This is a genomic window from Gilliamella apis (assembly GCF_002142155.1).
Lineage (GTDB): Bacteria > Pseudomonadota > Gammaproteobacteria > Enterobacterales > Orbaceae > Gilliamella > Gilliamella apis.
The window spans coordinates 20,759-39,606 of sequence record NZ_NASD01000018.1 but is presented as its reverse complement, the minus strand read 5'-3'; the positions used below and the strand labels follow the sequence as shown (position 1 = coordinate 39,606).

At 33.5% G+C, this 18,848-nt stretch carries 18 protein-coding genes and 4 tRNA genes; 15 read left to right on the top strand and 7 right to left on the bottom strand.

All coding sequences use genetic code 11. The annotated features are described in order from the left end of the window. Positions 1 to 159 precede the first annotated feature (159 nt). Positions 160 to 1,503 carry a hypothetical protein gene (locus tag B6C84_RS08805; RefSeq protein ID WP_086354217.1) on the top strand — a complete coding sequence of 448 codons (1,344 nt, stop codon included), beginning with the start codon at positions 160 to 162 and terminating at the stop codon, positions 1,501 to 1,503. A 141-nt stretch (positions 1,504 to 1,644) separates the two neighbouring features. Here the strand turns inward: B6C84_RS08805 and B6C84_RS08800 are convergent, their stop codons facing one another. Next, complete coding sequence (locus B6C84_RS08800) at positions 1,645 to 2,451, bottom strand: sulfite exporter TauE/SafE family protein (protein ID WP_065651289.1); 807 nt, start codon at positions 2,449 to 2,451, stop codon at positions 1,645 to 1,647. A gap of 275 nt (positions 2,452 to 2,726) precedes the next feature. On the opposite strand from B6C84_RS08800, the gene B6C84_RS08795 reads away from it, so the two are divergent. The 3 genes from B6C84_RS08795 to B6C84_RS08785 all read left to right on the top strand — a co-directional run bounded on the left by B6C84_RS08795 (position 2,727) and on the right by B6C84_RS08785 (position 4,593). Then, a complete protein-coding gene (locus B6C84_RS08795) occupies positions 2,727 to 3,146 on the top strand; it encodes an OsmC family protein (RefSeq protein ID WP_034902772.1) in 420 nt (139 codons plus the stop codon). A gap of 93 nt (positions 3,147 to 3,239) precedes the next feature. After that, complete coding sequence (locus tag B6C84_RS08790) at positions 3,240 to 3,476, top strand: hypothetical protein (RefSeq protein ID WP_065613441.1); 237 nt, start codon at positions 3,240 to 3,242, stop codon at positions 3,474 to 3,476. Positions 3,477 to 3,966: 490 nt separating this feature from the next. Further along, a complete protein-coding gene (locus tag B6C84_RS08785) occupies positions 3,967 to 4,593 on the top strand; it encodes a LysE/ArgO family amino acid transporter (RefSeq protein ID WP_174565011.1) in 627 nt (208 codons plus the stop codon). A gap of 36 nt (positions 4,594 to 4,629) precedes the next feature. Here B6C84_RS08785 and B6C84_RS08780 read toward each other — a convergent pair whose 3' ends face one another. Next, positions 4,630 to 5,586 carry a tetratricopeptide repeat protein gene (locus B6C84_RS08780; RefSeq protein ID WP_065613439.1) on the bottom strand — a complete coding sequence of 319 codons (957 nt, stop codon included), beginning with the start codon at positions 5,584 to 5,586 and terminating at the stop codon, positions 4,630 to 4,632. A 397-nt stretch (positions 5,587 to 5,983) separates the two neighbouring features. On the opposite strand from B6C84_RS08780, the gene B6C84_RS08775 reads away from it, so the two are divergent. Then, positions 5,984 to 7,945 (top strand): glycoside hydrolase family 3 protein, encoded by a 1,962-nt coding sequence (locus B6C84_RS08775; RefSeq protein ID WP_217332123.1) that lies wholly within the window; start codon positions 5,984 to 5,986, stop codon positions 7,943 to 7,945. 116 nt (positions 7,946 to 8,061) lie between these two features. On the opposite strand, the gene B6C84_RS08770 is transcribed toward B6C84_RS08775, so the two are convergent. From B6C84_RS08770 to B6C84_RS08755, 4 genes are all read right to left on the bottom strand, one after another. Beyond that, positions 8,062 to 8,679, bottom strand: coding sequence for a tetratricopeptide repeat protein (locus B6C84_RS08770; protein WP_086320358.1), 618 nt, complete (start codon positions 8,677 to 8,679; stop codon positions 8,062 to 8,064). 945 nt (positions 8,680 to 9,624) lie between these two features. Further along, positions 9,625 to 9,700: transfer RNA gene (locus tag B6C84_RS08765), tRNA-Lys, on the bottom strand. Between the two features lie 16 nt (positions 9,701 to 9,716). Beyond that, positions 9,717 to 9,792, bottom strand: a tRNA-Val gene (locus B6C84_RS08760). Positions 9,793 to 9,827: 35 nt separating this feature from the next. Further along, positions 9,828 to 9,903, bottom strand: a tRNA-Val gene (locus tag B6C84_RS08755). A gap of 203 nt (positions 9,904 to 10,106) precedes the next feature. On the opposite strand from B6C84_RS08755, the gene B6C84_RS08750 reads away from it, so the two are divergent. The 6 genes from B6C84_RS08750 (at position 10,107) to tusA (ending at position 14,387) form a co-directional block, all read left to right on the top strand. Further along, entirely contained in the window at positions 10,107 to 11,051 is a 945-nt protein-coding gene (locus B6C84_RS08750) for a PilN domain-containing protein (RefSeq protein ID WP_086320359.1), read from the top strand. After that, complete coding sequence (locus tag B6C84_RS08745; protein ID WP_086320360.1) at positions 11,044 to 11,517, top strand: hypothetical protein; 474 nt, start codon at positions 11,044 to 11,046, stop codon at positions 11,515 to 11,517. Before B6C84_RS08750 ends, B6C84_RS08745 begins: the two co-directional genes overlap by 8 nt. Further along, the gene (locus tag B6C84_RS08740; protein WP_086320361.1) at positions 11,514 to 11,885 is read left to right on the top strand and encodes a hypothetical protein; all 372 of its coding nucleotides are present in this window, start codon (positions 11,514 to 11,516) and stop codon (positions 11,883 to 11,885) included. The genes B6C84_RS08745 and B6C84_RS08740 overlap by 4 nt, the downstream gene beginning before the upstream one ends. 29 nt (positions 11,886 to 11,914) lie before the next feature. Further along, positions 11,915 to 13,207 (top strand): secretin N-terminal domain-containing protein, encoded by a 1,293-nt coding sequence (locus tag B6C84_RS08735; RefSeq protein ID WP_065613433.1) that lies wholly within the window; start codon positions 11,915 to 11,917, stop codon positions 13,205 to 13,207. Between the two features lie 116 nt (positions 13,208 to 13,323). After that, positions 13,324 to 14,130: a Cof-type HAD-IIB family hydrolase gene (locus B6C84_RS08730; RefSeq protein WP_065579353.1), complete on the top strand. Its 807-nt coding sequence runs from the start codon at positions 13,324 to 13,326 to the stop codon at positions 14,128 to 14,130. Positions 14,131 to 14,156: 26 nt separating this feature from the next. Next, complete coding sequence (tusA, locus tag B6C84_RS08725; protein ID WP_034902442.1) at positions 14,157 to 14,387, top strand: sulfurtransferase TusA; 231 nt, start codon at positions 14,157 to 14,159, stop codon at positions 14,385 to 14,387. 39 nt (positions 14,388 to 14,426) lie between these two features. On the opposite strand, the gene B6C84_RS08720 is transcribed toward tusA, so the two are convergent. After that, positions 14,427 to 14,831: a protein YgfX gene (locus B6C84_RS08720; protein ID WP_086320363.1), complete on the bottom strand. Its 405-nt coding sequence runs from the start codon at positions 14,829 to 14,831 to the stop codon at positions 14,427 to 14,429. Positions 14,832 to 15,269: 438 nt separating this feature from the next. On the opposite strand from B6C84_RS08720, the gene B6C84_RS08715 reads away from it, so the two are divergent. From B6C84_RS08715 to B6C84_RS08700, 4 genes are all read left to right on the top strand, one after another. Continuing rightward, positions 15,270 to 17,810 (top strand): penicillin-binding protein 1A, encoded by a 2,541-nt coding sequence (locus tag B6C84_RS08715; protein WP_217332124.1) that lies wholly within the window; start codon positions 15,270 to 15,272, stop codon positions 17,808 to 17,810. A gap of 13 nt (positions 17,811 to 17,823) precedes the next feature. Further along, positions 17,824 to 18,387 carry a 16S rRNA (guanine(966)-N(2))-methyltransferase RsmD gene (gene rsmD, locus B6C84_RS08710; protein ID WP_086320364.1) on the top strand — a complete coding sequence of 188 codons (564 nt, stop codon included), beginning with the start codon at positions 17,824 to 17,826 and terminating at the stop codon, positions 18,385 to 18,387. Further along, on the top strand, positions 18,387 to 18,644 hold the full coding sequence (locus tag B6C84_RS08705; protein WP_034902452.1) for a DUF1145 domain-containing protein: 258 nt from the start codon (positions 18,387 to 18,389) through the stop codon (positions 18,642 to 18,644). Before rsmD ends, B6C84_RS08705 begins: the two co-directional genes overlap by 1 nt. A gap of 71 nt (positions 18,645 to 18,715) precedes the next feature. Continuing rightward, positions 18,716 to 18,791: transfer RNA gene (locus B6C84_RS08700), tRNA-Gly, on the top strand. Positions 18,792 to 18,848: the final 57 nt, after the last annotated feature.

Genomic DNA, 18,848 nt, shown 5'->3' with positions numbered 1-18,848 from the left:
GTTACTTGACAGGATTGTCGCGATGCGTTATAATTTTAACACCAAACACCAAACACCAAACCTGTAAAACCAACTTTATTTTTAAGTTCATTTTTATCGAGTCCGCTCTATTTAACTTCAGTATTACTTTTTTTATCGCTTCCATTTAGTAGCTTCGCTTTGACGACTAGTACAACAAATTTTATTCATGGTAATGCACCTTATTTAACCTTTGATGGTGGTCAAACTCGCGTTACTGATATGAATAATTTACTTGGTATCAGTTTATCTGATGGTAGAACTTATTCGCCAAATAATAATTCGTCGACCAATCCGATTATATTGCCGGATATAAATGAGACATTAATTAATGTTAATATGTTAGTACCAACCAATGCGAATTCAATTGCATTAAATACACTTATTGGAGCGCCCTATAATTATTGGCGGGATGATGATGGCGATGGTCAAGGCAGTAATGGTATTGCAGTTACAGGTAATTTAACGCTCACCATTACTGATAAAAATAATCAAAAAATATCGCGTAATACCGCATTAGATATTTGTAATGCACCTTATAAAGTCGTATTGAGTAGTGATGGTGGTACATTATCTACCCAATATGGTGTACCTAAAAGTAGTGATTTTAGTGGTAGTAGTGCGACTTATTATATTAATCCTAAAGCTCCTCCAAAGATCTGTTTTGCGAAACCTACATTAAGATATGGTTCAGATACTGAGATTAGTGGTATAGACTTTCGTGGTCCGGCTTCAATGTGGGATCCAAGTAGAGGTTTTATTGTGCAGTCTAGGGATCCTTCATCTTATGGTTTGAATTTCCCAACAACTGGTGCTAATAATCTATATTTTGATTTAGATATTGGTGGTGTAGGGCCATTGAGATGGGATCCGGTTACTCATGATGGAATAACTGCTACCATGACGCCTAATTCTTCGGGTACCTCTGTTCGTGTTACACTAACAGGCCCCGTTGCTAACGAAGTTCAATGGCAATCAGATTCTCCTGGTATTATATATAGACCTTCTTTACCCCAGACATTTGAGTTGGTTGGTAGAGATAGTTTAGGTAATGCAATTATCAAATATGGTTTTCAATTAAAGCAATGGTTCATCAATCGAGGTAATAAAATTTCTAACTATAATTCAGCATTATCATGGTGTAACAGTATTGGTTACCGTGTACCTCAAGTTAAGGACTTAACTAATGCGGTTTGTTCAGGACCATGGAGTGCTGATAACTGTCAGGGTGCTATCGGAGCCATACCATCATCTACTGGTAATCACTACCAGCGTCGAATAAATGCTGGATTTTTTACTGAATGGGGATACCTAACCAACTACATTGGTGCGGGTACAGGTCACTATTATTTGTATTGGACTAGAGATCAATCAGGAAGTGAGCAGTTTATTGTTTACCCGTATGGCGGGGATGTTTATATGTACAATCCAGCCATTAACTTTTACGAACCCTTCAGTTTTTATGCTCTCTGTTCTTCATCTTAGTTATTATTTTTTGAATTGAGAGTGAATAACTAAAATAGAGCCAGGTAAAATAATTCTCGTTTGGGATAAATAGAGACGTCATATTAACCGCGCCAAATAAGAGCGGTTAATATTTTTGAGAACAAGGATTTTAATTGCAAATTAAGAAACGATAAGTTTGACTGAAATTAATAATAAGAAGATACCAAAATATCTAATTAGTTTATTTATTGGTAATTTTTGAGTAATTTGAACGCCGACTTTTGCCATTGGTATGCTAGCTAACATAATTGATAATACTGCGGGTAAATAGACGAACCCTAAACTGTATTTTGGTAGTTCTTGGATATTCCATCCAGCGATGATGTAACCAATAGTACCGCCAAGGGCAACAGGTAAGGTAAATGCCGCAGAAGTACCGATTGCTTTTCGCATATCCACGCCGCATTTCTTTAAAAAAGGTACCACTAACACACCACCACCTACACCAACTAATGCAGCGAATACACCAATTAATCCGCCGATGAATACATAGATTATGTTAGGTAATGATGTCGATTGGTTATCTTGTTTTTTCGCAACTTTTCCAGTTTTTAGAATAAATTTACTGCCTGTATAGATGAGGAAAACAATAAAAATCCATTTGAGCCAAATACCGGGAATATAAGGTGTCATGTAGGAGCCACCAATAGTGCCAATAATGCAACCTAACACCATCTTTTTTAAGATCGACCAGACAATATTATTATTTTTATTCTGAACCCAACTTGATGATAAACTAGTACCAATGATCGTTGCTAGAGATGAAGCCACAGCGATATGGTTTATCCATTGCCCGCCATGACCAAAATAATCGAGTAGCATAAGTAATGCTGGTACAATTAACGCTCCACCACCAATACCAAACATACCTGCCAGTAATCCAGCCAATGCGCCTATACAAAGCAAGATAATAAATTCAATAATCATACTCTATCCTTAAGTTGTGCATTCATAAAACTAATTATTTGATTATTTATTAGTTATAATCAGTTTTTTAGCAAGTCTATTTAAAATAGTATTGGTTATGTACTATGGCAATATTGTACTGAGGCTATCTAAAAATACCAGTAGATAGTTAATTATTGATGATTTATACCAGAAAAATAATTCAAAAGATGACATATCGTTTAAAAAGACTTATGTTATTTAGCAATTAATATGAATAAATATGTTTAGTTGATTTTTGATGAAAGGGGAAAATAATGAAAGATCGTTTGAAATGGATTGATGAGTTTGGTTTTTTAGCTGAAACCGCAAGTGGACATTCCTTGGTAATGGATGGCGGTCTTGAACATGGCGGTCGAAACCGTGGTGCTAGACCTATGGAGCTTTTGTTACATGGTGCTGCAGGTTGTATGGCTTACGACATTATTGCTATTTTGAAAAATAATAAAAAGGATGTTCGAGATCTTTGGATCGACATTGATAAAACTCAAGCCACCTCTTCGCCAAAAGTGTATACCTCAATTAATTTTCATATTGTAATTACTGGTAATAATATCGATAACGAGGCTGTTGAAAAGGCGATTAAACTTGCATCTGAAAAATATTGTAGTGCTTCAATTATGTTAGGTAAGACCGCTAAAATGTCCTACACTTATGAAATAAGGGATCATGTTTAATAACTTTCTTATAACAGATAGTTATAAGTAAATAACCAGCTAATATTAGTCTGCATTGTTTAATCTATTGTTGGTGCTTTATGTGCATTTATTATGTTACATGTATCAGTAATAGGTTATTTTAAATTTAAAAAACGTTCGAATGGTTGGCGAGCTAATTTATTTGATATTTTAATCCCTATTATTGGCATTGCAGTGTTGTTACCTGTATTGTTACATATTGATAATTATGCAAAAATCATCGGTGGTATTTGGTTAGTTATAGGAATAATCATTCTTATTTTAAATAAAAATAAATGCCAAATCGATTGGTTAGAAACAAATAAATAATCAAGATTTTGTCTAATCAAGCTATTAGTTGTCTGAATTTATAACCGATAAAATGTTTTAAAAGCATTTTCTAAGCCAAAAAATTTGAGGAAAGGGGTTTTTTAACCTCTTCCTCTAAGTAATCGCAAGTTTTACTGTAACGAATAACAGGGAGATAGCAAAATAGTTAATCAGTTTCTTTATTGATAGTTACCTTGCAATTTATCTAACAATGTTTGCTATAAGCTTAATAGAAAATACTACCGCTTTTACCAATCTACAAATAAGCTGATAATTTTATTTGTGCTAAATAAGATAATAAACTCAACGATAATAAAACTTTGTTGTATACATTTTTAATTAATCATATTTCAATTAGTTAACTTCCAGATTTTTAATGATTAATAATTGTATGACTGTTTTTTTATAAAGGATGCATAATCATTGTTGTTTTAATAGTTATACGCATAACCTTTTTGTATAATGCTTCTTATTTAGGATGTTAAGTTCAATGCTGACGGAAATATTACGTGGCTCGATGATCTCGGCGAGTTTGATTATAGCCATTGGAGCACAAAATTTGTTTGTACTTAAGCAGGGGTTATTAAAAAATCATATCTTTTTTGTCGCTGGTATTTGTTTTATCTGTGATTTTACCTTGATGGCTATCGGTATTTGGGGAGTCGGAGTATTTATTAGTAGTAATCCTATCATTACCGACGTGCTTGCCATTTTTGGCGCTTTATTTTTGATTTGGTATGGATTTAATGCCTGCAAGAGTGCAATACAAGGTAACAGCACTATGCAAATTGATTCTACTCAGCAACAAAAAAATGCACTAACTAAGGTTATATTGTCTACTTTGGCTGTTACTTTACTTAATCCCCATGTTTATTTAGATACAATTGTAATTGTTGGTGGTATAGCTGGCACTTTATCAACTGAGCAAAAATGGGCATTTTTAATTGGTGCTGTTTGTGTTTCTTTTATTTGGTTTTTTGGTATTGGTTATGGTGCTCGGTTACTTATACCATTATTTAAACAAAAAAGAATGTGGGTTATATTGGACTCAATTGTAGGCGTCGTAATGTTCTATATTGCTTACCGACTTATTTTTTATGTTATTTATGGCAGTTGAATGTTGTTAATTTCCCCACAACACTCAACTTGAAAATTAATTAGCGTTAGCATGAGTACAACTTTCTTCATAGCCATTTTGACAAGCTAGATAATAATAATGTCTGGCTCGTTCTGGATCTTTATCAACTCCCAGCCCTTGTTCATAGATAATTGCTAACACGTATTGGGATCCTGCTTCGTTTTGAGCGGCTGCAAACTCAAATGATTTTCTGGCTTTGGTATAGTCTTGCTTAAAATAAGTACCTTCATAGAAAAATAAGCCTAAATTGTATTGTGCTAATGGTGACCCTTGTTTGGCAGCTTCGATATCCAATTTTACACCTTTAGCCAAATCTTTGGTTAGTCCTCCCTCACCATTGTAGTACATTATAGCTAAATTATGCTTTGCATGAGAATCACCACCTTTTGCAGCTATTTCATAATATTGTCTTGCTTTAAATTCATCTTTTTCAACACCACGACCATTTGCATAAAGAACGCCTAAATTATAAGTTGCTTGCATATTTCCTTGTTGTGCGGCTTTTTCATACCATTCTCTAGCTTTGACAAAGTCTTGATAAAATCCACTATTATCTATATTTTTTTCAATTCCTTTGTATGTCTTTTGGGGTTCGGCTTCTTCATATAGAACACCAAAGTAAAATTGACCGATGGGATCTCCACTTAATGCTGATTCTTCAATCAGTTCTTTACCTTTTTGTTTATTTTTATCAATTCCATTACCAAAAAAGTACATTGAACCCAAAACTGCTTGTGCACTCATATGATGTTGTTCGGTTGCTTTTTCAAACCATTCCTTTGCCTTGGTAAAATCTTGTTTAACTCCTTCACCCTTTAGATACATGCGGCCTAAATAGAATTGAGCTTCAGCATCATTTTGCTGCGTTGCTTTTTTATATTGCTCATCAAAAAAAGCCTCAATATTTTCAACTGCAAAGCTGGTATTTATTGCAAATAAAAATAAGCTAATCATTACTATTAATCTGGTCACTATTTCACCTTATTTGTCCCTAAAATTTAATATCTATTGTTACTAAATACATTCATATATGTAGCATTATTTAGTTAATTGGCATTAAAAATTTTTATCATTATCAATGTATAACTAGAATATGTTTAGTTAATCTAATAATAACGTGATATTTATCACAATTATAATATTTTTTGTTTATGACAAGATTAAGTTTTTAATATTATGCTAATTTATAAATTTGGATTGTTACTGTTTAGTTTACATAACTTTTCGGGCAAAACCTAAACATCTTACTCAACAAGGTGTTTAGGTTTTTTTGCTTTAAGAAAGCCAAATATATTAATAACTATAGAATATCGGTTTTAGCGGGTATGCAAAATTAATTGGATACTGAGTAAATAGACAAGGAGTTCTTATGACAAATAAACGAATGAAATTAGCATTATTGGTTAGTGTGGCTTTGGCTGTTGGTCAAGCTGTTGCTATTGAGCAGGTTGAGATTAAAAGCCATCAATTAAAGAAAATTGTAATTGATAATCTAGAATTTAAAGACTTTGATAAAGATGGCAAATTGTCTCCTTTTGAAGATTGGCGTTTGTCGCCTGAAGTTCGTGCTAAAGATCTACTTAGCAAATTGTCGTTAGAAGAAAAAGCAGGGCTGATGATGCATGGTAATGCCAGAAGTTTAGGTGATGAGCTTGGTCATGGAGATAAGTATAATTTAGAAGAAATTAAACAGTTAGTGCTTGATGATAAGGTAAATAGTTTAATTACTCGTTTAGAGGTGAATCCAAAAGATTTTGCTGAGCAAAATAATCAATTACAACAAATTGCAGAGTCCTCTCGTCTGGCTATTCCTCTTACCATTAGTGTTGATCCCCGAAATACTTTCTATTATGGCAATAAAGTAACGAGTAAAGCTGGATTTAGCCAATGGCCAGGGACATTAGGTATGGCGGCGATTGGTAATGAGTCAATTATAAATGAGTATGGAAACATTATTCGACAAGAATATCGTTCACTAGGGGTAACTCAGGCTTTATCTCCTATGGCAGATTTAGGAACTGAGCCACGTTGGTCTCGTTTTGAAGGTACATTTGGCGAAGATCCAATGCTAAGTAAAAGTATGGTGCGTGGTTATATTTCAGGTATGCAAAATGGCAAACTTGGCTTAAATTCACAAAGTGTGGCTGCCGTCGTTAAACATTGGGTTGGTTATGGCGCTGCAGAAGATGGGTTAGATAGCCATAACTCTTATGGTAAATATGCACTCTATACTCATAAAAACAGTTTAGAACAACATATCATACCATTCACTGGAGCATTTGAGGTCAATGTGGCTGCAATTATGCCGACTTATTCTATTTTAAAAAATGCCCAATTAAATGATCATAAAATAGAACCTGTCGGCGGAGGTTTTAATCGCTATTTATTGAAAGATCTATTACGAGATACTTATCAATTTAAAGGGGTGATTATTAGTGATTGGAATATTACAAAAGATTGTAATGAAGTTTGTATCAACGGTAACCCGCCTGATATAGCTCCTAAAGCGGAAGGAATGCCATGGGGAGTAGAAGATCTTACTGTTGAGCAACGTTTTATTAAAGCTATTCAAGCCGGTGTTCAACAATTTGGTGGAGTGAGCAATAGCTCTGTTATTGTGTCAGCTGTAAAAAACAATAAACTGGATGAAAAAACTATTGATAGTGCAGTTTTAGCAATCTTGACGCAAAAATTTGCTTTAGGACAATTTGAAAATCCTTATGTTGATCCTAATGAAGCAAGCCGTTTCGTTGGCAATCAAGATTTCCAAAAAGTTGCTGATAAAGCGCAATTTGATTCATTGGTGTTATTAGAAAATAAAGATAAGATTCTGCCATTGAAATCCAGTAGTAAAGTCTATTTATATGGTTTTGCTGAAGATGCTAAAAATACCTTAAAAGGTAAAATAACTATTGTTGATAAATTAGATCAAGCTGATGTGGTTGTTGCTAGATTTAATGCGCCTTATGAACAAAAACATAAAAATTACTTCTTTGGTGCAAGATATCATGAAGGTTCACTAGAATATACTGCTGATGATAAAGATATAAAATTTATTAATGAAGCAAGTAAAAAACATCCAGTTGTTGTCACTGTTTATTTAGATAGACCAGCAGTTTTAACTCCAGTAAAACAAATAGCAAATGCAGTGGTTGCAAATTTTGGTGTAAATGATGATGTGTTATTTAAACGTTTATTAGATAGTAAACCATTCAGCGCTAAATTACCATTTGCATTACCAGACTCAATGAATAGTGTTATAAAACAATCTTCTGATTTAGCAAACGACATGCAGGCATTATATCCATTAGGTTATGGTTTAACGCTTTAAGTTGTCTATTTTGTGCTATTGAATTAAGTTAAGGCAATAGCACAATTATTATTTTCAGTGGAGTTTTTAACTATAAATAAGCAATAAATTAAAAAATATGATAATTTTTTTCTGCTTTAACTACATCCACAATCTACGCTGCTAGTTTTTTGTTTTTTTGCTTGATTATTTTTCTTGATAATTGCCTGAACTTTTTTGGAAACTACTGCCAAATGGTCTTTAGAATCTAAATAGTTTTGTTCTGCGGCTTTAGCAAACCATTGTTTAGCTTTAAAATAATTCTGTTTAACACCGGTGCCTTTATAATACATAGTTGCTAAAGTATATTGTGCTACAGGATCTCCTTTTTGCGCTGCTTTAGTATCCCATTCAATACCTTTTAGATAATTTTGCTTTGTACCTTGTCCGTTATAATACAACATAGCTAAACTATGTTGAGCTCCAATATGTCCTTGTTTAGCTGCTTTTTCAAACCATTCTTTTGCCTTGCTATAATCCGGTTCAGTTTTTTGTTCGGGCTCATTAATTGCCCCTTGTTCAATACCTTTAAATATCCGTTTTTTAACTGTATAACCATTAAAATACATTATTCCAACATGATATTGAGCCTCAGGATCATTTTGTTCTGTAGCTTTTTGATATTCACTTTCAAAATTTAATTCAGGTTGTTCATCAGCAAAAGCCGAACTATAAGTGAACAAACCTAATAATAGGATTAGAATTAATTTTTTCATTATATACCCAGTAATTTTATTACTGTAAAAGGACTGTAGCGAATTTATTCGTTATAGATAAATCTATTGTCGTTATGTAATTTAGCTATTTTATAAGCAAGTTTACAAAAGTATCAATAATTTTCTTTTGGTTAGTAAAAATGTTGAGTCGTGAGCTAGATTGTTCGGCACATCGTGAGCCTCACCTTTTCAGGGCCAACACTTTGTGTTGTTCAAATTCGTTCCAGACGAATTTGTCGAACGCTAGCGTTCTCATCGCTAAATAATTTATTTTTAATGGAATAAGTAAAACAGAAAAAGAGGTGGTGGGTCGTGAGCCAGATTATTCGGCACATCGTGTGCCTCACCCTTTCAGGGCCAACACTTTGTGTTGTTCAAATTCGTTCCAGACGAATTTGTCGAACGTAGCGTTCTCATCGCTAAGTAATTTATTTTTAATGGAATAAGTAAAACAGAAAAAGAAATGGTGGGTCGTGAGCCAGATTATTCGGCACATCGTGTGCCTCACCCTTTCAGGGCCAACACTTTGTGTTGTTCAAATTCGTTCCAGACGAATTTGTCGAACGCTAGCGTTCTCATCGCTAAGTAATTTATCTGTAGTGGAATAGGTGAAAGAAAAAAAAATGGTGGGTCGTGAGCCAGATTATTCGGCACATCGTGTGCCTGACTCTTTCAGGGCCAACACTTTGTGTTGTTCAAATTCGTTCCAGACGAATTTGTCGAACGCAGCGTTCTCATCGCTAACTAATTTATCTGTAGTGGAATAGGTGAAAGAGAAAAAAGTGGTGGGTCGTGAGCCAGATTATTCGGCACATCGTGTGCCTCACCCTTTCAGGGCCAACACTTTATGTTGTTCAAATTCGTTCCAGACGAATTTGTCGAACGCTAGCGTTCTCATCGCTAAGTAATTTATCTGTAATGGAATAGGTGAAAGAGAAAAAAAAGTGGTGGGTCGTGAGCGATTCGAACGCTCGACAAACGGATTAAAAGTCCGCTGCTCTACCGACTGAGCTAACAACCCATTAAGAAAGTAAAAGTGGTGGGTGATACCGGGTTCGAACCAGTGACCCCCTCCTTGTAAGGGAGGTGCTCTCCCAACTGAGCTAATCACCCCAAGTGTTTTATTTCTAAAACATCACGGTAAGAATTGGTGGGTGATACCGGGTTCGAACCAGTGACCCCCTCCTTGTAAGGGAGGTGCTCTCCCAACTGAGCTAATCACCCTTACCGTGTGGATGTGCATTATAAGGCACGTCTTATTTCAGTCAACCTTTTTTTTTAAATTTCCTTAAAATTAACCCTGTTCGGTTTAATTTTAGACATTTTTTGGATAATACTTCGCAAATATGCATATTGTTGGCTTATCTTCAGCTAATTATGATTATGATTTTTGATATCACCAATCAACATTATTTAAGATTCATATGATGTTTTTTAATAAAAAATGTGCTGTTATTACAATCGAACCAGAAATATTAAGCTATCAAGTGGTAACTATTAAAGCCCTTAACCAACATTCTAATAATAAAAATTTAGCTGATATTCCTTATCAAAACTCGACTGATATTGAACAACTGATACAAAATTTAAAAAAACAGCAGCCCAAATTAACCGCAATAGCACTGAATTTAGGCCAAAGTTACGTTCAGTTTCAGAAAACGGCTTATCCTGAGGTGAAGTTAAATTCAGCAGAATTAACTTTATATGTAAAATCAATAATCAGTAAACAATTTCAGTTACCGGCAAACAATATGTTTTTCGACTTTGTGTCATTAGCAGGCCATCCGAAAACCATTATGATTGCTATTTGTGAGAGTGATACAGCCAATTATTGGATAGATTTATCCAAAAAGCATGGTTTAACTTTGCTTTCTATTAATAGTAAGTTTGAAAATATAAGATTTAATTTTTTACCCTGGCGCCAGCAAAAAGCAAGGCAGCATCAGTTTCAATTACTACTTTTCATGGTTAGCTTTATTGGTTTATTGAGTTGTTTCTTCTTTTATCTTTTACTTGATAGCCAAACTACATTTACTCAATATTCGAAACGGCTATCAACACAACAAGCGCTAGAACAGCAATTGTCTGCTCAATTAGCAAGTTTTATTCCTAATCCTTCACCAAGTCAAAAACAGATTCAACAATCGCTACAAATGTTTGCAGAAATTCTGCCGGAGACAATTTGGTTAAGATTGTATGAATATGAAGCACAAAAGATAAAAATTACCGGTCAAAGTATTAATTATGTAGATATTATTAATTTTAATCAGCAACTTTTATCCAGTCATGAGGTAAATAGTAGCCAAGTGAAAAATATTGAAAATATTGGAGACAGTTTGTTATTTCAAATGGATATTGAGTTAAATGAATAATGATTTTTTTTATAGACCTATTTGGCAACAATATTTAATTAGCTTTTTGCTACCTTCAATTGTGTTTTTTATCTGTTATCAGTTTTTTATTCAAGAATTAAAACAACAAACTGAGATGCAAATTGCAATATATGAAGAAAAGAAAACGACAATTAAATTACTTCAATCAAAAATTGAACGTTATCAATCTGCTAAAAATAGTTCGCTAACTTTACTAACAGAACTTGAGTTTGCTAAAGCAATCAAACGTAATCAATTGCATTTAACTTCCTTTAAATATGAGAAAAATGAAACGTCAAGTTATTGGCATATTGAGCTACAAGGGCAGTTTATTAATTTTATGCAATTTATTAGTGAGTTAAATGACAATTTTTATTATTTAGATTTTCAGAATTTTATTATTGATAAGCAAGATACTTATTTGCTAATTAAATTTAGCATATTGATTAAAAGGGATATTAAATGAATCATTATCTTATTATCAGTTCTTTTTTATTAATGATTTGTTGTTTTAATGTTAATGCAGATATTCATTTAACAAGGGATCCTTTTTTACAAACTATTAATTTTAGTTGTCAGGAGCAGACAGATATTCTTAATAAACAGATCCAAGTTTGGCAATATAAAGGTTATATCCATCGCATAGAGAACCATTACCAACAATTATGGCTTTTTTCTGAAAATAATTGGTTAGCGATTACTGATAATACTATACCGCATATTTTGTTTCCATGGACTATAAGTGCTGTCTTAGACGATAAACTTTTATGGCAAGCAAGTTTACCTAACTATTGCAATCATAATGTGTTATGGACAATGCCGTTGACAAAATAAGTGACTATTCAAGTTTAAGGTTATAATTAATGTTTAAAATTAGTCAAATATTAAAAAAATTAGCAAAAAAATATTTAAATATTATTATTTTAGCTATTCTTTTTTCTATGTCATGTTGGGCAAATCCTAAAACTTTATCAAGTGCTGAATCGGACGATCTAGTTTCTATAAATTTTTATCAAACAGACATTGCCATAATTTTGCAAGCACTTGCTGACAATAAACAAATGAACTTAGTCATGGTCGATGATTTGTCAACCAAACAAACCATTAAACTACAAAATGTTACATGGCAAAAAGCATTAACAGTTGTTTTAAATTCTGCAAATTTACGCGCTGAAATTGACGATAATATCTTATTTATATCAAAAGCTGATGATCCAGAGGAGTTGCTTCAAAAAAAATTACTAGAACAAAAAGAACTGCAGTTAAATGAGCCTCTAACTTTACTAACTATTCCAGTTAATCATGCTGACCTTAGTAATCTAGTTGAAACAATTCAATCACAAGGATTATTATCTGAGCGAGGTAAAGCGATTATCGATAAAAGAACTAACTCAATTATTATTACCGATATGTCTAAACAATTTTCTAACATTAAAAAATTAGTTAAAAGTTTGGATCAGCCAATTCCTCAAGTACATATTTCGGCTCATATTGTCACAATGAATAAGCAAAGTATGGATGAGTTAGGCATAAAGTGGGGATATACCGGGCACTCATCACAAGTATTGAGTAAGTTTGATGTTGACTTTGGTGTCACCAATGCAGCATCTTCGGTTGGCTTCAATTTAGCAAAACTTTCCGGAAGTTTGTTAAATCTTGAACTTTCGGCACTAGAATCAGAAAACCAGTTAGAAATTATCGCAAGTCCGAATTTGTTAACGGCAAATCAAAATATGGCTTCGATAAAACAAGGCACAGAAATCCCTTACGAAGTTTCAAATGGTGGTAATGGATCAACATCCATCGAATTTAAACAAGCTGTATTAGGTTTAGAAGTTACCCCGAAAATTATTGCTAACGATCAAATGATATTAGATTTATATATCACACAAAATACGGCTGGTCGTTCAATAAAGCGACGTGATGGGGGCGAAGCGCTAGCTATTGAAACACAGGAAATTAGAACACAAGTCAAAATTAAAAGTGGTGAAACTGTTGTATTAGGTGGAATTTTCCAACAAATTAATAATGTTAGTAAAAATAGCGTTCCAGGCATTAGCAATGTACCCATTATCGGTAATGCTTTTAAAAACAAAGCAAAAAAACAACAAAAAAGAGAATTAGTTATCTTTATTACGCCGCAATTAGTTGAGTAAATAGTCATGGAGTTGTATCATACTCAATCTTATTTTGTTACTTTGTTTTGAGCATATTAACTCACAGCAAAATATAGCCGCTAAAATTACAATTTATTATAAAAGTTGAGAATATCATGTTTCATTTTGTCGCTTCTGATTTAGATGGTACTTTGCTAAATACTGAGCATAGCTTATCGCCATTTACTAAAAAAATTCTTCAAGCTTTACGTCAAATGGGCATTCATTTTGCCTTTGCTACTGGTCGACACCATATCGATGTTGGCCAAATGCGCGAAAATATGGAAATCGATGCTTTTATGATAACCGCAAATGGTGCCAGAGTTCATGATAGTCGTGGTAATTTAGTTTTTAGTCGCAGCTTTGAAGCTAATATAGCCTGTGAGTTAGCACAAATTTGTCAGGACAGTCCATATATTTATACACATGTTTATCGTGGTGATGATTGGTTAATTAATAAACCAGATGCATATTCGCTTAGTTTTTTCACTGATACACAATTTAAATATCAATTTTTCGACCCGCGTAACTTTGCTGCTGATGATATTGCCAAAATTTATTTTACTACTTCTGATGTTGCACATAACCATCACTTAGTCGAACTAAAACACAAAATTGAACAACAATTTGGTAAAAAAGTTAGTATTGCTTTTTCCACAGCAAACTGTCTTGAAGTAATGGCGGAAAATGTAACTAAAGGTAGTGCATTAAAGTTAGTGGTTGAAAGCTTAGGTTATCAACTTAAAGACAGTATTGCCTTTGGTGATGGTATGAATGATTATGAAATGTTAAAAATGGCAGGGAAGGGCTGTATTATGAAAGATGCGAGCCCTGAACTTAAGTCGTTACTTCCTGAACTTGAAGTAATTGGCTCTAATGCTGATGATGCTGTACCTCACTATTTAGCTAATCTTTTACTTTAATTTGAATAGTTATATTAACCATAAATATGATTGTTGATAAAGATCTTAATACTCTGGGCCTGCGTTGCCCAGAACCCATTATGTTAGTTCGTAAAGCGATTAGAGAATTAGCTGTTGGCCAAATTCTACATGTTATAGCTGATGATTTGGCTACAACTCGTGATATTCCTAGCTTTTGTCGGCATATGGACCATCAATTAGTTAACGCGCAAATTGAATCAGTACCATTTGAATATTGGATTAAAAAATCACATTAATAAATTGATCTGAATAATTCTCCATTAAATTCATTTTCATTACGATAAATCAATTTGTTTTAAATGATAGTGTAATGTGCGCCAATCATTAGGTGTAAGATTATCGATCATTAAAAACAATACTCTTCTTTTGCCATCGCGACATGATTTTAGATTTAAAATTACCACATAACGTAAAAGAAGTGGTTTTCGTATTAAATGCCAACGTTGTTTATGCCAATAAATTTGATGTATATAATCAAATAATGCCAGTTCTCCGTTAATAGTTCTGAAATAATTGACACTACGCCACCATTCAACGATTAAAACTAAAATTAAAATATAGGTATAACAATTTAGTGATGTATCGGCAAACTGAATTAAACTGATGATAATTAAAATTAAATAAAAACAGCAAGAACCTAATAATTGTAAAAAAGATGGAGTAAGGTTTGTGCTCCACATATTGTTACTCTTTAATTAGATGTAAAACAAAATTATTTAATCAATTTATTTGTTTTATTTAAAAATATAAAAATATTGTGAGATAATACGTAAAATCCTTGAATAATTTACTGACAATACAGTTAAAATCGACAATTTGTTCGCAATTTTGGCACTGTTCTATCATGTATTGATGGTAATTTATTAATCAACGTATTAGTAACGAAATATAAGAATTGCAATTAATTTTAAGCTAAATTTCTCATTTAAATTAAAAGAGTTAATGGTTAAAAATCTGATTCAAATATTATTTGAAATATAGATAATTACTGCTTTTTATTTTGAGTCTTATCGAGTAAGTAGTATACTCGTCGGTTAAAAATGATTTGATATAATAAATATAACAACAGTTTTATTATCTTTTTTTGATCAAAAAAATCAATTGGATAGGAATGATTTGTGATAATACTAAAAATATTAAAATTTTGTCTTAAACTTTTTATAGGTTTATTTCTTTGTGGCTTAATTATAGGTATAGCTGGTTATAGCTATTATTCAAAAGATTTACCGGATGTTGCAACATTAAAAGATGTTAGATTACAAACACCTATGCAAGTGCTAAGTAAAGATGGTGAATTGATTGCTGTCTTTGGTGAACGTCGACGAATACCATTAAAATATGATGAAATTCCACCAATTGTCGTAAATGCTGTTATCGCTACCGAAGATGCTCGTTTTCATGAACATTTTGGGATTGACCCAATTGGTATTGTGCGAGCAATGTATGTAGGATTAAAACAAAAAGGCTTTTCACAAGGTGGTAGTACTATTACTCAACAAGTTGCTAAAAACTTTTTCTTAACACCGGAAAAAAGCATATCTCGTAAAGTAAAAGAGATGATTATTGCTATTCGTATGGAGCAAGAATTATCTAAAGACGAGATAATGGCGTTATATCTTAATATGATCAATTTTGGATCGCGAGCATATGGTATTGCTGCCGCATCATTTACCTTTTTTGGTAAAACACCTGATCAGTTAACCGTAGATGAAGCCGCGTTACTTGCTGGCTTACCAAATGCTCCTTCAGCGTTTAATCCGATTTCTCATCCAGATAAGGCGTTAATTAGACGTAACTGGGTCTTGGGACGAATGTTAGACCAATCTTATATTACTCAAGCTGAATATGATGAAGCAATTAAGAAACCTTTAAATGCAAGTTACCATACGCCAAATATTGAATTTTCTGCACCATATGTTGCTGAAATGGCAAGACAATTTATGTACGATAAATTTGGTGAAAATGCCTATACTGACGGTTATAAAGTTTATACAACTATCTCTAAAACTGATCAAGTTGCAGCAACTGAAGCAGTTCAAAAACATATTATTGATTATGATATGCGACATGGCTATCGAGGCCCCGAAAAAGTCTTATGGGAAAATAATGAGCCAGCATTAAACGAAGAGCAAATCCAAGAAGCCTTACACAAATATATTTGCTATAGCGGTATGTGCCCAGCAGTGGTATTAGAATCGAATGATAAGGAAGCAACAGCTGTATTATCTGACAAAAGTAATATTACTATTGCTTACCAAGATATGAAATGGGCAAGAAAATTTATTAATGATAATCAACAAGGTGCTTTGCCAAGAAAAGTTAATGATACGTTAAAAGCAGGTCAACTAATTTGGGTAAAAAAATCTGGTGATAATTGGGGCTTAGCGCAAATACCAGCTGTTAATGCCGCATTGGTTTCTCTTGATTCGGATAATGGGGCTATTAAGGCAATTGTTGGTGGTTATGATTTCAATTTAAGTAAATTTAATCGTGCAACACAAGCATTACGTCAGTTAGGTTCTAATATAAAACCATTTATTTATACAGCAACTTTAGAACAGGGCTTAACCATGGCAACGCTACTTAATGATGCACCTATTGTGCGGACTACTGGTAGTGTTACATGGCGTCCAAAAAATTCTCCTCCTAACTATGCAGGTCCTTTAAGAATGCGAATCGGTTTAGGAATGTCTAAAAACGTGATGATGGTAAGGGCGTTACGTGCTATAGGTATTGACTATGCGGCAACCTATTTAGAACGTTTCGGATTCCCGAAAGAAAATATTTCTCATAATGAATCGTTGGCCTTAGGTTCTGCATCATTTACACCTTTACAAGTTGCTAGGGCATATTCAGTAATCGTGAACGGTGGCTATTTAATTACGCCATATTTAATTGAAAAAATTGAACACGACAATGACAGTGGTGTGATTTATCAACACCAACCATTAATTGCTTGTCATAATTGTAACGATGAGGTTGTTAAATTTGATTCAGTTTCTGTATCGCTAGATAACGTTGAAAATGAATCGAATGAAATAGGTAATGAAGAGCCAGAAGAGGCAAATCTTAAGTCAGAAGATAATCTAATCCTACCTGATATTAATAATGATAACAAAACCGTTGATGTAACACCTAAATATGCGCCACACACGGTTGATAGCGGTATTGCTTATATTATGAAAGATGGATTACGTACCATTGTTTTTGGTGGTTCGGATTGGCAAGGTACAGCATGGCGTGTAAAAGCCTTAGGTCGAAAAGATGTTGGTGGTAAAACTGGTACCACTAACCAATCGAAAGATGTTTGGTTTTCTGGATTTGGTGGCAATATTGTCACATCGGTTTGGATGGGCTTTGATGATCACCGTCGTGCTTTAGGGCGGACTTTCCGTGCCGAAGCTGGTGCAGTTACAGCTAACCCAGTCTGGGTTGATTATATGAAAGTTGCTCTTAAAGATGTGCCAGAAAAACAAGATGTAAAACCAGATAATGTGATTTCAGTGACAATTGATCAACGAACAGGAATGTTACCAGGTTCTGGTGCAAGAACAATGTCAGAATACTTTATTAAAGGAACAGAGCCAACTACATATGGATCACAAGAAGTTGGTACTAGTGTGACGGATTCACAAGGCAATACTCAAGAACTATTCTAAGTAAGGTTATTATATGAATGGTTCAATAAGAATTATTGGTGGTAAATGGCGCGGTAGAAAATTATCAGTTCTTGATAAACAAGGCCTGCGTCCAACCACAGATAGGGTAAAAGAAACTTTGTTTAATTGGTTAATGCCAATTATACAAAATAGCAATTGTTTAGATTGTTTTTCAGGTAGTGGATCATTAGGTTTTGAAGCTGCATCACGTGGAGCTCAATCAGTCACATTATTAGAGAAAGACAAGCAAACAGCTAATCAGCTGAAAAAAAATAAACAACTCATTGCCAGTAATAATATTGATATTTCTGCAACCGATACTTTTCTATGGTTAGATAAACCTGCGCAAAAACAATTTGATGTTGTTTTTATCGATCCGCCTTTTCATCAATCATTGATTGAAAAGACAGTACAACTCCTTGAAAATAATCATTGGCTTACTTCATCAGCTTATATTTACATCGAGTCTGAAACAAATCATGATCTAACTAGTTATATCCCATCAAATTGGTATTTACATCGGGAAAAAACCGCCGGCCAAGTTCATAGTTATTTATTTATACGAGAAGAAAAATAATGTTTATACTTTTGGGCAAATCAATCTATTCATTTATATGGTTATTTTTATTATTTAACTTAGTTCATCCATTTCCAAAGCCAGCCAATATTGTTGCTTACGTTGGATTGGCTGCATTTGTTATAACTCATGGCTTACAAGCTTGGTTATTACAATCAACAATGACCAACCAGGAAAAGCAGCAGGATAAATTTAGAGCACTTAGACTTTTTATTTTTGGTGTTTTTGAAACACTTAGCTGGAAGAATAAAAAATAACGGTTAAAAAAGGTTGCCATAGACTAATATTTTTGTATAATGCTCACCACTTCTTTCGAAGCAATCAATATGCGGGAATAGCTCAGTTGGTAGAGCGCAACCTTGCCAAGGTTGAGGTCGCGAGTTCGAACCTCGTTTCCCGCTCCAGTTCACGATTTATAGTCTTTTACAATCAAGCACTTAGTGGTGTTTTCTCTTTTAAAA

What these genes read in the sequence shown, in the direction of transcription:
- B6C84_RS08750 (WP_086320359.1), top strand. Translation starts at nt 10,107, where the DNA reads ATGTTTTTTAATAAAAAATGTGCTGTTATTACAATCGAACCAGAAATA.
- B6C84_RS08795 (WP_034902772.1), top strand. Translation starts at nt 2,727, where the DNA reads ATGAAAGATCGTTTGAAATGGATTGATGAGTTTGGTTTTTTAGCTGAA.
- B6C84_RS08740 (WP_086320361.1), top strand. Translation starts at nt 11,514, where the DNA reads ATGAATCATTATCTTATTATCAGTTCTTTTTTATTAATGATTTGTTGT.
- B6C84_RS08730 (WP_065579353.1), top strand. Translation starts at nt 13,324, where the DNA reads ATGTTTCATTTTGTCGCTTCTGATTTAGATGGTACTTTGCTAAATACT.
- rsmD (WP_086320364.1), top strand. Translation starts at nt 17,824, where the DNA reads ATGAATGGTTCAATAAGAATTATTGGTGGTAAATGGCGCGGTAGAAAA.
- B6C84_RS08705 (WP_034902452.1), top strand. Translation starts at nt 18,387, where the DNA reads ATGTTTATACTTTTGGGCAAATCAATCTATTCATTTATATGGTTATTT.
- B6C84_RS08785 (WP_174565011.1), top strand. Translation starts at nt 3,967, where the DNA reads ATGCTGACGGAAATATTACGTGGCTCGATGATCTCGGCGAGTTTGATT.
- B6C84_RS08745 (WP_086320360.1), top strand. Translation starts at nt 11,044, where the DNA reads ATGAATAATGATTTTTTTTATAGACCTATTTGGCAACAATATTTAATT.
- B6C84_RS08800 (WP_065651289.1), bottom strand. Translation starts at nt 2,451, where the DNA reads ATGATTATTGAATTTATTATCTTGCTTTGTATAGGCGCATTGGCTGGA.
- B6C84_RS08790 (WP_065613441.1), top strand. Translation starts at nt 3,240, where the DNA reads ATGTTACATGTATCAGTAATAGGTTATTTTAAATTTAAAAAACGTTCG.
- B6C84_RS08775 (WP_217332123.1), top strand. Translation starts at nt 5,984, where the DNA reads ATGACAAATAAACGAATGAAATTAGCATTATTGGTTAGTGTGGCTTTG.
- B6C84_RS08770 (WP_086320358.1), bottom strand. Translation starts at nt 8,679, where the DNA reads ATGAAAAAATTAATTCTAATCCTATTATTAGGTTTGTTCACTTATAGT.
- B6C84_RS08720 (WP_086320363.1), bottom strand. Translation starts at nt 14,831, where the DNA reads ATGTGGAGCACAAACCTTACTCCATCTTTTTTACAATTATTAGGTTCT.
- tusA (WP_034902442.1), top strand. Translation starts at nt 14,157, where the DNA reads ATGATTGTTGATAAAGATCTTAATACTCTGGGCCTGCGTTGCCCAGAA.
- B6C84_RS08735 (WP_065613433.1), top strand. Translation starts at nt 11,915, where the DNA reads ATGTTTAAAATTAGTCAAATATTAAAAAAATTAGCAAAAAAATATTTA.